Below are 13,670 nucleotides of genomic sequence, written 5' to 3'. Positions count from 1 at the left end.
GCTGTCTTATTGCCTGGAGAAGCGGATCACGGCCGTGTCGACGCCCGCATCGGACAGACGCTGGCGCGCCGTGTTCATGTCCTCGAACTTCGCGAACGGACCGATGCGCACACGATAGTACGTCACACCGCCCGCGTCGCGCTGCGTGACCTTCGATTCGAAGCCCTGGAAGCCCAGGCGCGCGCGCTGCTGCTCGGCGTCGGCTTGCGTCTTGTACGCGCCCACTTGCAGGAAGTAGCCGGTGTTCGCATCACCCGGCGCGGGCGGCGTGGTCTTCGCCGTCGTCGGCGCCGAGCCGCCCTTCGGCGGCGTGGCGCTGGCGTTGCTCGTCGCGTTCGGCGCGTTCTCGGGTTTCTTCGCGCTCGCCGTGCTGGCGGTTTTCGGCGCGGACGCGCTCGCGCCCGAAGGCGGCACTTCGACGATCTGCGGTTCGTCGAGCATGCCCGACGACTGCGTCTGATTGTTGGTCTGGCCCGGCGCGGTGTTGGGCGGCGTGGGCTGCGCGGCCTGCGGCACCGGCTGGCCCGGCGTCTTGCCTTGCAGCGGACGGTTCGGGTCGTAGGGCTGCGCGGCGGCGGGCGCGGAGTTGGCCTCCGATGGCGGCGGCGCGACCTTCGCCACGAACGGCGTGGGCGCGCGCGTGATGTAGAGCGCGACGATCACGGCGATCGCGAGGCCGACGATCAGCCCCAGTACGATGCCGAGAAAGGTTCCCCCGGTTTGCTTCGACTGCTTGGATTGCCTGGGCGTGCGACGTGGTTTTGCCATCGTATGAATCACCTGCGAGAAAGTCTTCTGATTGGGCGACGATTATAGCCGTGGGTCAAGACACGGCGACGCCAGCCTCCCGTGCGCACACGCCGGAATACTCCGATTTCGGCGTGTGCGTCGAGGGGCGGCAGGCGTTCACATCTTTTGAGGAGCCGATACGCCGATCGTCGCGAGACCGTTCTCGAGGACCTGGCGCGTCGCCGCGAGGAGCGCGATGCGGGCAGTGCGCTCTTTCTCTTCGTCCACGAGCACGCGCTCCGCATTGTAGAACGAGTGAAATTCGCCAGCGAGATCGCGCAGATAGAACGCGACCGCGTGCGGCGCGAGCTCGGTCGCCGCGTGCGCGAGCATGTCCGGATACTCGGCGAGCTTGTTGAGCAGCGCCATCGCGCGGTCGCTCGACAGGGGCGAGAGATCCGCCTTGGCGGCTTGCGCGAGGTCGCCGCCGTAGCGCTCCTTCCAGTCGTTGAGGATCGTGCAGATGCGCGCATGCGCGTATTGCACGTAGTAGACCGGGTTCTCGTCGTTCTGCTTGAGCGCGAGATCGATGTCGAACACGAATTCCGTATCGGCCTTGCGCGAGATCAGGAAGAAGCGCACGGCGTCGCGGCCGCGGCGGATGGTTTCCTCGTCGATCTGGTCGGGCGCGGTCTCGTGGCCGGGAGCCAGGCCGCCCGACCATTCGATCAGGTCGCGCACCGTCACGTAGCTGCCCGCGCGCTTGGAGATCTTCACTTCCTGGCCGTCGCGCATGACGGTCACCATCTTGTGCAGCACGTAGTCGGGATAGCCCTTCGGAATGCCGATGCCGAGCCCTTGCAGACCTGCCCGCACGCGCGCGATCGTGCCGTGGTGGTCCGAGCCCTGCACGTTGATGACCTTGATGAAGCCGCGCTCCCACTTGGTCACGTGATACGCGACGTCGGGCACGAAGTACGTGTAGGTGCCGTCGGACTTCTTCATGACGCGGTCCTTGTCGTCGCCGTCGTCGGTGGTGCGCAGCCACAGCGCGCCGTCCTGCTCGTAGGTCTTGCCCGCGTCGACCAGCGCCGCGACCGTCTTCTCGACGCGGCCTTCCTTGTACAGCGACGACTCCAGATAGAACTGGTCGAACTTCACGCCGAACGCCGTCAGGTCCATGTCCTGCTCGTGACGCAGGTAGGCCACGGCGAAATGGCGGATGGCTTCGAGATCGTCGACGTCGCCCTTGCCTTTCACGGGATCGCCGTCCTTCGCGGCGACCGTCTCGCCTGCCATGTAGTCGCGCGCGATATCCGCGATGTACTGGCCGTTGTATGCCGCCTCCGGCCACTCCGCGTCGCCGGGCTTGAAGCCGCGCGCGCGGGCCTGCGTCGAGATGGCGAGATTGTTGATCTGCACGCCCGCGTCGTTGTAGTAAAACTCGCGGTGCACGTCGTAGCCCTGCGTTTCGAGCAGGTTCGAGAGCGCGTCGCCGAGTGCGGCCTGGCGGCCGTGACCGACGTGCAGCGGCCCGGTCGGATTGGCCGACACGAACTCGACGAGCACGTGCCTGCCCGCGTCGCGCGTCGAGCGGCCGTAGGCGGCGCCTTCGCCCAGCACGGCCGGGATCACGGCTTGCTTCGCCGTTGCTGCAAGACGCAGATTGATGAAGCCGGGACCCGCCACTTCCGCGCTCTCGACGAGGCCGTTGGCCGCCGGAAGGCCGAGCACCGCATCGACGATTTGCTGCGCGAGCTGGCGCGGATTGGCGCGCAGCGGCTTGGCGAGCTGCATCGCGACATTCGACGCCACGTCGCCGTGCGCCGCGACCTTCGGCCGTTCGAGTACGATCGCGGGCGTGACGAACGCCGCTTCGCTGGCGCCCTGGCTGGCTTGCGCGACCTGCTTGACCGCGTCGGTGAGGAGCGTTTCGAGAGTATGTTTATGTGCGGGCAGCATGCTGAATGTGATCCAGTGGAGCGAGTCCGGAGGGTATGGCGATCGGGTCGAGCACGGCGTGCGCTCGGAACCCGGTGTGCGCGGTGCGAAGGGACGCCGCTCGCCATGTCTGCGAGGCTTCGCGGACATATAACGGATTGAGCCCGGTTATATACCTACAAAGTGGGGATTTTAGCAGGTGCTAATATGTCGAATCAGGGTGTCGTCATGTTGTCAGGGAGACCGGCTCGTCTGCGCGTTTCGTTTGCAAACCGCCTATGACCCAACATAAACAAAAGGACCATGCCATGCTGATCACATTCAAAACCCCCGCCGCACCAGATGTCATGATGCTGGAGAACCTTGCGGAGTACTTGCTGGGCATCATCGGCAAGCACCTCACCGAACGGGGCGTCATCACGCACGAAGAACTGCCTTCAGCGATCCAGAAACTGGAAGCCGCCGTCGTCGTCGACAAGAAGGAGCGCGCCGAGCACGACGGCCACTTCCACGAAGGCGAGGAAGGGCACGAACCTCACGAGATTCCGATCGGGCTCGCGCAGCGCGCCTATCCGTTCCTCGACATGCTGCGCCTCGCGCAGAAAGAGAACACGGACATTCTCTGGGGCGTCTGAGCTTCTCCCGGCTTCTGTTGCGCGGCCACGAACAAAAAAACCCGCACCGGGCGCCGATGCGGGTTTTTTCTTCCTACCAATATTCGTGATACGTCGAACGGTGTCGTCGCGATCACGCCGGTTACTGCGACTGGCCGTTGGTCGCCGACTTCGGCTTCTTGGGCTTCTTGGGCTTCTTCTTGTGCTCGGTCTGCGGCGGCGAGTACGACGACGCGGTCGTGCTGCTGGCGGGCTGCGCGAAGGCAGCCGAACTCGACGCGAGAACGGCGGCTGCGATCGCTACGGTTGCGGCGGACGTCAGCTTCTTCATGCGACTTTCTCCGTGACGAAATATGCGTGTCCGTCGTCATGACGGCGTATCGCAGCGACAGTTTACGGAAAGAAAAAAATCCTCGCCGATCAGCTGGCGCTTTTTTTCCTCATCACGCCGCGCGTATGTTTTTTCACAACAGGATGAGCGTTAGCCCTACTACTGCGCTTTATTTCAGCGTAGCGGCGCGAGCGCGCGTTCCGCATCCGAAGTGGAAATGGCCATGCGTTCCGCGTAGCTCGCGAGCTGGTCGTCGCCGATCTTGCCGACCGAAAAGTAGGTGCTGTCCGGATGCGCGAGATAGAAGCCCGAGACGCTCGCTGCCGGCAACATCGCGAGCGATTCGGTCAAAGTCATGCCGATCTCGTCCGCCTGAAGCACTTCGAACATATCGCGCTTGACGAGGTGATCCGGGCACGCCGGATAGCCCGGCGCGGGGCGAATGCCGACGTACTTCTCCGCGATGAGCGCATCGTTGTCGAGCGATTCGTTCGCCGCGTAACCCCACAGCTCACGGCGCACGCGCGCGTGCAGCGCTTCGGCGAAGGCTTCGGCGAAACGGTCTGCGAGCGCCTTCAGCATGATGGCGCTGTAGTCGTCGTGATCGGCTTCGAACTGCTGTTCCTTTTTGTCGACGCCCAGGCCGGCCGTCACCGCGAACAGGCCGATGTAGTCGGCCACGCCGGAGTTCTTCGGCGCGATGAAATCGGCAAGCGAGCGGTTCGGACGCATGACGCCGTCCACGACCGGCCGCACGCTCTGCTGGCGCAGGTTGCGCCACGTCATCGCGACCTGCGAGCGCGATTCGTCGGTGTAGATCTCGATGTCGTCGTCGTTCACGGTGTTCGCGGGCAAGAGCGCGATGACGCCGTTCGCGGTCAGCCAGCGGCCCTGAATGAGGCGCGAGAGCATCGACTTGCCGTCCGAGAACACGCGCCGCGCCGATTCGCCGACGATCTCGTCGTTCAGGATGGCGGGATACGGACCGGCCAGATCCCAGGTCTGGAAGAACGGACCCCAGTCGATGTACTTCGCCAGTTCCGCGAGATCGTAATTCTTGAACACACGACGCCCGATGAAGCCCGGTTTCTTCGGTCTGAACGCGCTCCAGTCGATCTTCGTCTTGTTGGCGCGCGCCTCGTCGTAGGTGACCATCGGCTGCGCCTTCTTGTTGGCGTGCTGCCTGCGGATGCGGTCGTAGTCGCCCTTGAGCTCGTCGAGATACTTCGCCGCGCCTTCGTCCGACAGGAGGCTCGACGCCACCGACACCGAACGCGAGGCATCCGGCACATACACCACCGGCCCTTCGTAATTCGGCGCGATCTTGACGGCGGTATGCACGCGCGAAGTCGTCGCGCCGCCGATCAGAAGCGGTGTCTGCTTGCCGCGGAAGTATTCGTCGCGCTGCATTTCGGAGGCGACGTAAGCCATCTCTTCGAGACTCGGCGTGATGAGGCCGGACAGGCCGATGATGTCCGCGCCTTCTTCCTTCGCCTTCTGCAGGATGGTCGCGCAGGGCACCATCACGCCCATGTTGACCACTTCGAAGTTGTTGCACTGGAGCACGACCGACACGATGTTCTTGCCGATGTCGTGCACGTCGCCCTTCACGGTCGCGATGACGATCTTGCCCTTCGGCCGCACGTCCGCGCCCGCGTCGGCGAGACGCTTCTTTTCTTCCTCGATGAACGGAATCAGATGCGCGACCGCCTGCTTCATCACGCGCGCCGACTTCACCACTTGCGGCAGGAACATCTTGCCCGCGCCGAACAGGTCGCCGACGATGTTCATGCCGTCCATCAGCGGCCCTTCGATCACGTTGATCGGACGGCCGCCGGCGGCATGGATCTTCTGCCGTACTTCCTCGGTATCTTCGACGATGAAGTTCGTGATGCCGTGCACGAGCGCATGCGACAGACGCGCCTCGACCGGCTGGTTGCGCCATTCGAGGTTCTCTTCCTTCTTCGCGGCGCCGGTCTTGAACTTGTCGGCGATTTCGAGCAGGCGGTCGGTGCCGTCTTCGCGGCGATTGAGCACGACGTCTTCCACTTTCTCGCGCAACTCGGGATCGAGATCGGCGTAGACGCCCAGCTGACCCGCGTTGACGATGCCCATGTCCATGCCCGCCTGAATCGCGTGGTACAGGAACACGGTGTGGATCGCTTCGCGCACCGGATCGTTGCCGCGGAACGAGAACGACACGTTCGACACGCCGCCGCTCACCTTCGCGTGCGGCAGGTTCTGCTTGATCCAGCGCGTCGCGTTGATGAAGTCGACAGCGTAGTTGTTGTGCTCCTCGATGCCCGTCGCGATCGCGAAGATGTTCGGATCGAAGATGATGTCCTCGGGCTCGAAGCCCACTTCGTTCACGAGGATGTCGTACGAGCGCTTGCAGATCTGCGTCTTGCGCTCGAAGGTATCGGCTTGCCCTTGCTCGTCGAACGCCATCACGACCGACGCCGCGCCATAACGCCTGATCAGGTTCGCGTGATGCCTGAACGCGTCCTCGCCTTCCTTGAGCGAGATCGAGTTCACGATCGCCTTGCCCTGCACGCACTTGAGGCCCGCTTCGATCACCTCCCACTTCGACGAGTCGATCATGATCGGCACGCGCGCGATATCCGGCTCCGATGCGATCAGATTCAGAAAGCGCACCATCGCGGCTTTTGAATCGAGCATCGCTTCGTCCATGTTGATGTCGATGACCTGCGCGCCGTTCTCGACCTGCTGGCGCGCGACGGCGAGCGCTTCGTCGAACTGGCCGTTCAGGATCATGCGCGCGAACGCCTTCGAGCCCGTCACGTTGGTGCGCTCGCCGACGTTGATGAAGAGCGAGCCGTCGGTGACGTTGAACGGCTCGAGGCCGGAGAGACGCATCGTGTGGTCGGTCATGGTGTCTTTTATCTGATGGTCGATGTCAGGCTGCGTCGCGGTATTGCGAGGGGAACGTGCGCGGCTTCACTTCGGCGAGCGCCTTGGCGATCTCCGCGATGTGCTCCGGCGTCGTGCCGCAGCAGCCGCCCGCGACGTTCACGAGTCCCGCCGTCGCGAATTCCTTCAGCAAGCCCGAGGTCACGTCCGGCGTTTCGTCGAAGCCGGTATCGCTCATCGGGTTCGGCAGGCCGGCGTTCGGGTAGCACGACACGTACGTGTCGCACAGCTTCGCCAGTTCGGCGATGTACGGCCGCATCAGCGCCGCGCCGAGCGCGCAGTTCAGGCCGAAGGTCAGCGGCTTCGCGTGACGCAGCGAGTTCCAGAACGCCTCGACCGTCTGGCCCGACAGGATGCGGCCCGAAGCATCGGTCACCGTGCCGGAAATCATGATCGGCACGAGCTCGCCGGTATCCTCGAACAACTGGTCGAGCGCGAACAGCGCGGCCTTGGCGTTCAGCGTATCGAAGATGGTCTCGACCAGGAACAGATCGCAGCCCGCGTCGAGCAGCGCCTTCGCCTGCTCGTAGTAGGCGTCGCGCAGTTCGTCGAAGGTCACGTTGCGCGCGCCCGGATCGTTCACGTCGGGCGAGATGCTCGCCGTCTTCGGCGTCGGTCCGATCGCGCCCGCGACGAAGCGCGGCTTGTCGGGCGTCGCGTACTTGTCGCAGGCTTCGCGCGCGAGCTTCGCCGATTCGACGTTCATCTCGGCGGCGAGGTCCTCCATGCCGTAATCGGCCTGGGCGACGCGCGTCGCGCCGAAGGTGTTCGTCTCGACGATGTCCGCACCCGCCGCCAGATACTGCTCGTGAATCTCGCGGATGATCTGCGGCTGCGTGATCGACAGCAGTTCGTTATTGCCCTTGATGTCGCGGCCGTAGTCCTTGAAGCGCTCGCCGCGATAGGCGGCCTCGTCGAGCTTGTAGCGCTGGATCATCGTGCCCATCGCGCCGTCGAGGATCAGGATGCGCTTCTGCAGGAGCGCGGGCAGCGCGGCGCCGCGCGTGTAGGTGCGCGCGGCGGCTTTCGGAGTGGCGTTCTGGGTCATGACGGACGAGGCCTGCACCAAATGTGAAATAGCCTGACATTGTAGCCGCAGCGAGGGGGCCTCGCTCCGCGCGGACGGCCTGGACGGCGGCGCAAGAAGAAGGGACGGCGCCAAAAAAAGAACCCCGCCGGCTGCCGGACGGGGTCTTTCGGGAGAGGGGACGAGTGTCGCCTGAGCCGCATGTCCGTGCGGCGGCGGGGGGCGGGAAGGCTGCAAGCCTCCCGCGCCCGGGTGAATCAGTGAAGCACGACCGGCTGGTTCATCAAGATATCGAACTGGCCGAGGAACTCATCGACATCCTCGAGCGATGGCTCTTCTTCGATCAGCTTCTGCACGTGCTCGCGAAACTTCGCCGCAAGCGCGCCGTCGATAAAAATCTCCCGTTGCGTGTTTTTGTCAACGATCTCGTAGCCGCCCGCCTTCATGGCGAGATGGTTGTCCTGCGGCGGAAACTCGACGACGCAATAGTTGGGGCTGTTGTAGATCATTTGCATGGCGACACTCCTTATTCCTTGTTGCTCCTGGCAATTCCTGCACCGTAGGTGGAGCGCTTGGGTTGGAATTCAAGGGGTGGCCTCGATGTGATGCCGGTTGTATCGAGGCTTTCTTTTGCAGCAGTTACGCAAAGAATCAATCGGAATCGCGTAAGAAGCCTCCCAATAGCGCACTGAAGCGCTGCGATTCCTCGACCGGTGACAGGTGCGCCGCGTTGAGTAGTTCGAATTGCGCGCCCGGCACCGTGTCTGCGATCACTTTTGACGCAGCATGCGGCGTGCCAACGTCGTGCCTGCCCGCGACGACCAGCGTGCGCTTCCTCACAGAGGCGAGCTTGTCGCGCGCGTCGAAGCGGCTGAGCGCCTCCGCCGCGCGCGCAAATCCCTCCGCGGGCGTGCGTGCGATCGTTTCCCCGATCTGCTCGACCACTTCGGGATGCGCCTTGCGGAATTCGGGCGTGAGCCAGCGCTCGAGCGTCACTTCCACGATACTCGCAGTCCCGTCTTTGCGCACGGAAGCCGCACGTTGCGCGAAGGACGGCCGCGCGTCCTCCGGGATGAAGGCCGGCGCGCCGACCACCGTCAGGGATTCCACTTTGTCCGCATGGTTGATGGCGAGCTTTTGCGCGACCATGCCGCCGATCGACAGCCCGACGGCATGTGCCGAACGCGCGCCGAGCTTGTCGAGCAACGCGGCGAGATCGTCGGCGAGGTCGTCGATCGTGAAGGCGTCGGGCGAGACGCTCGTGTCGCCGTGGCCGCGCAGGTCGTAGCGCAGGACGGTGAAGTCGTTGCGGAAGTAGCCGGCCATCTGGTCCCAGACGGAGAGATCGCCCGCCAGTTGATGAATGAAGACGACCCACGGACCGCCGCCTTCGTTGTCGAGAACATAGCGTGTATCGATGCGATTGATCGTCAACTGCATAACGGCTCCGAAATAGATGCGATTTGCGATGCTGTTTCCGACTGGCTGCATGAGTGTCACGCGCCTTCTGCCGCTTCCGGCGTCACGAAATGTTACGGCCGAGTGACGGCTGTCACCATGGTGACGTTACGGTTTGTCCGGCTGCGGCGCGGCAGGCGCGGATTCCTCAGGCGCACCTTGCGTGCCCGCGGCCGCGCCCTGGCCGGATGCGGCGGGCGGCGCGAGCTTGCCCGCCCAGAGCAGTTCGATTTGCATTCCGTTCGGCTCGGTTTGCAGAATTCGCACGGGCAGCCAGCCGAGCGACGGCGCGAGCCAGATGTCGAGCTTGCGCCTGTCGCCGTCGCGGCGCGGCAGCCGCGTGAAATGCCGCGCGGTCGTGAAGCCGTCGCGCGCCTGCACGGTTTCGTCGCCGACGGTTTCGATCGGCCAGATTTCGTTGCTGTCGTTGTCCGCGACGCTGAATTGCCGCGTCACGCCGGGCTTGTAGCGCTCCGGCGCGCCCCGCACGAGACTCGCCAACTGCATGACGACGCTGAAGCGGTCCTGCGCGCCGTCGGCGAGCGGCTGGGATTGCGGCGTCTTCGTGTAGACGATCTGCTTCGTTTCCCGATTGAAGATGGCCACGTCGGCGGCGCGGCGGCCGCGCTGCTCCGAGTACTGCTCCGGTGCGATGCCGAATCCGTCGATATGGCCCTTGCTCGAATACACATACGGACCGACGAAAGGCAGAGGAATCGATACGACCATTTCGTAATGCTGGCCGTCATTGGCCCAGTGGATCGTGCCGGTCTGATTCATCATGCCGTTCACGAGCGTGTCGTAACGCAGTTCGCCGGTGGGCGGAACGCTGAGCCTGTCGCCTGATGCGGCGGGCTGCGACGCGGCCGGAGGCGCCGCAGCCGATGCCTGCGTCGCGCCGGAGGCAGACGCGACCGACGCCGCGGCCGGCGCGGATGCCGCCGCGCCCGAGGCCGCCGCCGGCGCGTCCGGCTGCGGCGTGACCGCGCTCAGAACCGGCGCGGCGGGCGCGGGAGCCGGCTTCGGCGCCGGCGCAGCAGATTTGGGTGCCGCCGCCGGAGCCGGTGCAGGCGCGGGCGGTGGCGGTGGCGGCGCGGGTGGCGCGACCGGTTTGGGCGTGAGCAACTCGATCTGCACGGGCGGCGCTTCGGGCGGTGGATTCGCCGGCTGCCGATTGTGCTCGATCCACCGAAGCGCGCTCCAGTGCACGCCCGCGACGATCACCGCGGCCAGCACCCAGCGCCGCCAGCGGCGCGGCGCGGCGGTTCGGGGAGCGGCATCGGGTGGCTCGCCGGTCGTCGGGCGAGGACGGTGGAACGGAAACAGTGGCATCGTGCAGAGGGAAGCGCGCGTTGCGGGAGGGCGAAAGGTTTACGACACACGCGATCGAACCGATGTTCCTTGCGCACGCAACCCGCGTATTCAGCGCTCTCCGGCTTTGTACCCCAATTCGTACGACAAGCTGCGCGCGCACTCGCGCAGGGCGGAATCGATCTCACCGCCCCAGCGCGTATCGAACGTGCCTTCGTGTCCGAGCGCGATCAGCCCGAGCGCGAGCTCGCCTGTCGAATCGAAGACCGGCGTGCAGAACGCGTGGATCGTCGGCAGCAACATGCCTTCGACGCGCGCCGCGCCGTGTTCGCGCACATCGGCGATGAGGGGCTCGACGTCGGCCATCGTCTGCTTCATGGCGATGAGTTCGCGGTCGAGCATCGGCTGCGTCTTGCTGCGGGGAAGATATGCGGCAAAGAGCAGGCCGGTCGCCGACGAGAGCAGCGGCATCACGTCGCCCAGCTTGAGCGATGCCTTCGCCGGATGGCTCGACTCCATCCAGTGCACGACGGTCGGCCCCTGATTGCCCCACACCGCGATGCCGACCGTCTGGTCGAGCCGGTCGCGCAATTCCGCGAGCGCGATGCGCGCGAGCCTCACGCCATCGACGCGGGCGAGCCGCGCGAGGCCCATCTGCAACGCGAACCCGCCGAGCTCGTAGCGGCCGGAAACCGGATCCTGCGACGCGAGCCCCAGCCGCAAAAAGCTCACGAGATAGCGATGCGCCTTCGCCGGGCTCATGCCCGCGCGCTGCGCGAGGTCGCGCAGCATCATCGCGCGCGGCTCGTTGGTGAGCACGTCGAGCAGCCGGAAGCCCACTTCGATCGATTGAATGCCGGAGCGCGTCTTTTCCTCGGCGGCGTCGCTTGTGTCGAGGGTGTCTTCGTCGTCGGAAGTGGCGGATTGGATCGATTGCATCGAGTTCGTGGGAACAGCCGGGGATTCACCATCGTAAAATAGATTTCCCTTAACGTCACCTCAAGTCACCGACACCGCTCTATGAAACTTGCCACGCTGAAGGACGGCACGCGCGACGGCCAGCTCGTCGTCGTATCGCGCGATCTGCGCACGGCGGCCATCGCCGATGGAATCGTGTCGACGCTGCAGCGCGCGCTCGACGACTGGACCTTCTACGCGCCGCAGCTCATGGAAGTCTACGAGGCGCTCAATCTGGGCCGCGCGCGCAACACGTTCCCGTTCGATCCGAAGGCGTGCATGGCGCCGCTGCCGCGCGCGTTCCAGTGGGCGGACGGCTCGTCATACGTGAATCACGTCGAACTCGTGCGCCGTGCGCGCGGCGCGGAAATGCCGCCCGAGTTCTGGACCGATCCGCTCATGTACCAGGGCGGCAGCGACGATCTTCTGGGCCCGACGGACGACATCGTGGTCGCGACCGAATCGTACGGCATCGACTTCGAGGCGGAAGTCGCCGTGATCACGTCCGACGTCCACATGGCCGCGATGCCCGACGAAGCATTGAAGAGCGTGCGCCTGCTGATGCTCGTGAACGACGTGTCGCTGCGCAATCTCATTCCCGCCGAGCTCGCGAAAGGCTTCGGCTTTTTCCAGAGCAAGCCCGCGACAGCCTTCTCGCCCGTCGCCGTCACGCCCGACGAACTCGGCGACGCATGGCGCGAAGGCCGCGTGCACCGTCCGATGATCGTGCACTGGAATGGCAGGAAGGTCGGCCAGCCGGATTGCGGCGTCGACATGGTGTTCCACTTCGGCCAGCTGATCGCGCACGCCGCGAAGACGCGCAACCTGCGCGCGGGCTCGATCGTCGGCTCGGGCACGATCTCCAACAAGGATGCGAAGCGCGGCTACTGCTGCATCGCCGAGAAGCGCTGTCTCGAGATCATCGAGCACGGCGCGCCGCAGACGGAGTTCATGAAGTTCGGCGACAGCGTGAAGATCGAGATGCTCGACGAAGAGGGCAGGTCCATCTTCGGCGCGATCGATCAGGCGGTCGTGCAGCCCGAGCATTGAGCGCGTAGCGACATGGCGCGCATCGCAACGGGTTTAGCCCGATGCGATGCGCGCAAGCCTCGCCTTACACTTTGCCGGACGCCGCCGCACGGCGGACCACACGACGAAAACAACAAGGAGACTTCGATGGTGGCAGGCGGCAAGTGGAGGTTTCTGGTCGGCGCGGCATTGACGTTCGCCGCAACGACGGCGGCATTCGCGCAGACGGCGCAGCCCGTGAAGATCGGCCTCGTGCTCTCGCTCACGGGGCCGGCCGCGTCGCTCGGCATTCCCGCGCGCGACACCGTCGCGCTGCTGCCGAAGGAGATGGGCGGCAGGCCCGTCGACTACATCGTGCTCGACGACGCGTCCGACACCACGCAAGCCGTGCAAAGCACGAAGAAGCTCATCAGCGAGGATCAGGTCGACGCGATCATCGGCTCGTCGATCACGCCCAACTCGCTCGCGATGATCGACGTCGTCGCGCAAGGACAAACGCCGATGATCTCGCTCGCGTCGTCGGCGAAGATCATCGAGCCGGTGGACGACAAGCGCCGCTGGGTCTTCAAGACGCCGCAGACCGACGCGATGATGGCCTCCGCCATCGCCGAGCACGCGAGCAATCACGGCGTGAAGACGCTCGCGTACATCGGCCAGGCGGACGCGCTCGGCGAAACCTTCTATGCGGAAGTCGCGAAGTTCGCGCAGTTGCACAGGATCGACGTGGTCGCGAACGAGCGCTTCAACCGCACCGATCCGAGCGTGACAGGGCAGATCCTCAAGATCCTCGCCGCGAAGCCGGACGCGGTGGTCGTCGGCGCGGCCGGCACGCCCGCCGCCTTGCCGCCGAAGACGCTCGCGCAGCGCGGCTACAAGGGCCGTGTCTATCACAATCACGGCGTCGGCAACCGCGACTTCCTGCGCGTGTGCGGCGCGGACTGCAACGGCACGTTCCTGCCCGCGAGCCCGGTGCTCGTCGCCGCGCAATTGCCGGATGATCATCCGGCCAAGCGCCTTGCGCTCGAATACATCAAACTGTACGAGGCGAAGCAGGGGCCGGGTTCCGTGTCGGCATTCGGCTCGTATGCCTGGGACGCGGGCATGCTGCTCACCCGCGCGGTGCCCATTGCGATGAAGGCGGGCGCGCCCGGCACGCCCGCGTTCCGCAACGCGCTGCGCGACGCGCTCGAAGGCACGAAGAACTTCGCCGACACGAACGGGCAGGTCAACATGACGCCCAAGGATCACATCGGCCTCGACCAGCGCGCGCGCGTGATGGTCGAGATCCGCGACGGCAAGTGGGTCTATCAGCCGCGCTGAACCTCAACACAACGCGAGGCGA

12 protein-coding genes are annotated in these 13,670 nt (G+C 65.1%); 3 read left to right on the top strand and 9 right to left on the bottom strand.

Annotated features, from left to right (window positions below):
• Window positions 1-6 precede the first annotated feature (6 nt).
• Both AWB83_RS23125 and argS read right to left on the bottom strand, forming a co-directional pair.
• Window positions 7-768: an SPOR domain-containing protein gene (locus AWB83_RS23125; protein WP_087047974.1), complete on the bottom strand. Its 762-nt coding sequence runs from the start codon at window positions 766-768 to the stop codon at window positions 7-9.
• 138 nt (window positions 769-906) lie between these two features.
• Window positions 907-2,691 (bottom strand): arginine--tRNA ligase, encoded by a 1,785-nt coding sequence (gene argS / locus AWB83_RS23120; RefSeq protein WP_087047938.1) that lies wholly within the window; start codon window positions 2,689-2,691, stop codon window positions 907-909.
• A 287-nt stretch (window positions 2,692-2,978) separates the two neighbouring features.
• Here argS and AWB83_RS23115 point away from each other — a divergent pair, with 287 nt between their 5' ends.
• The gene (locus AWB83_RS23115; RefSeq protein ID WP_087047937.1) at window positions 2,979-3,305 is read left to right on the top strand and encodes a DUF1840 domain-containing protein; all 327 of its coding nucleotides are present in this window, start codon (window positions 2,979-2,981) and stop codon (window positions 3,303-3,305) included.
• Between the two features lie 121 nt (window positions 3,306-3,426).
• Here the strand turns inward: AWB83_RS23115 and AWB83_RS23110 are convergent, their stop codons facing one another.
• From AWB83_RS23110 to AWB83_RS23080, 7 genes are all read right to left on the bottom strand, one after another.
• On the bottom strand, window positions 3,427-3,615 hold the full coding sequence (locus AWB83_RS23110) for a hypothetical protein (protein WP_087047936.1): 189 nt from the start codon (window positions 3,613-3,615) through the stop codon (window positions 3,427-3,429).
• 174 nt (window positions 3,616-3,789) lie between these two features.
• A complete protein-coding gene (gene metH / locus AWB83_RS23105) occupies window positions 3,790-6,507 on the bottom strand; it encodes a methionine synthase (protein ID WP_167389153.1) in 2,718 nt (905 codons plus the stop codon).
• Window positions 6,508-6,532: 25 nt separating this feature from the next.
• A complete protein-coding gene (locus AWB83_RS23100; protein WP_087047935.1) occupies window positions 6,533-7,594 on the bottom strand; it encodes a homocysteine S-methyltransferase family protein in 1,062 nt (353 codons plus the stop codon).
• A 236-nt stretch (window positions 7,595-7,830) separates the two neighbouring features.
• Entirely contained in the window at window positions 7,831-8,088 is a 258-nt protein-coding gene (locus AWB83_RS23095) for a BTH_I0359 family protein (RefSeq protein WP_050327759.1), read from the bottom strand.
• A 136-nt stretch (window positions 8,089-8,224) separates the two neighbouring features.
• Window positions 8,225-9,013, bottom strand: a complete 789-nt coding sequence (locus tag AWB83_RS23090; RefSeq protein WP_087047972.1) for an alpha/beta fold hydrolase — start codon at window positions 9,011-9,013, stop codon at window positions 8,225-8,227.
• Between the two features lie 126 nt (window positions 9,014-9,139).
• Window positions 9,140-10,363, bottom strand: coding sequence for a DUF3108 domain-containing protein (locus AWB83_RS23085; RefSeq protein WP_087047934.1), 1,224 nt, complete (start codon window positions 10,361-10,363; stop codon window positions 9,140-9,142).
• 90 nt (window positions 10,364-10,453) lie between these two features.
• Window positions 10,454-11,281 (bottom strand): IclR family transcriptional regulator, encoded by an 828-nt coding sequence (locus AWB83_RS23080; RefSeq protein ID WP_096059387.1) that lies wholly within the window; start codon window positions 11,279-11,281, stop codon window positions 10,454-10,456.
• 81 nt (window positions 11,282-11,362) lie between these two features.
• On the opposite strand from AWB83_RS23080, the gene AWB83_RS23075 reads away from it, so the two are divergent.
• Window positions 11,363-12,349, top strand: a complete 987-nt coding sequence (locus AWB83_RS23075; RefSeq protein WP_087047933.1) for a fumarylacetoacetate hydrolase family protein — start codon at window positions 11,363-11,365, stop codon at window positions 12,347-12,349.
• 126 nt (window positions 12,350-12,475) lie between these two features.
• Entirely contained in the window at window positions 12,476-13,648 is a 1,173-nt protein-coding gene (locus AWB83_RS23070; protein WP_374729130.1) for an ABC transporter substrate-binding protein, read from the top strand.
• Window positions 13,649-13,670 lie beyond the last annotated feature (22 nt).

It is taken from the genome of Caballeronia ptereochthonis, assembly GCF_001545075.1.
Classification (GTDB): domain Bacteria; phylum Pseudomonadota; class Gammaproteobacteria; order Burkholderiales; family Burkholderiaceae; genus Caballeronia; species Caballeronia ptereochthonis.
Note: the sequence above shows the minus strand (reverse complement) of the source record. Positions and strands in the feature narration are given on the sequence as shown.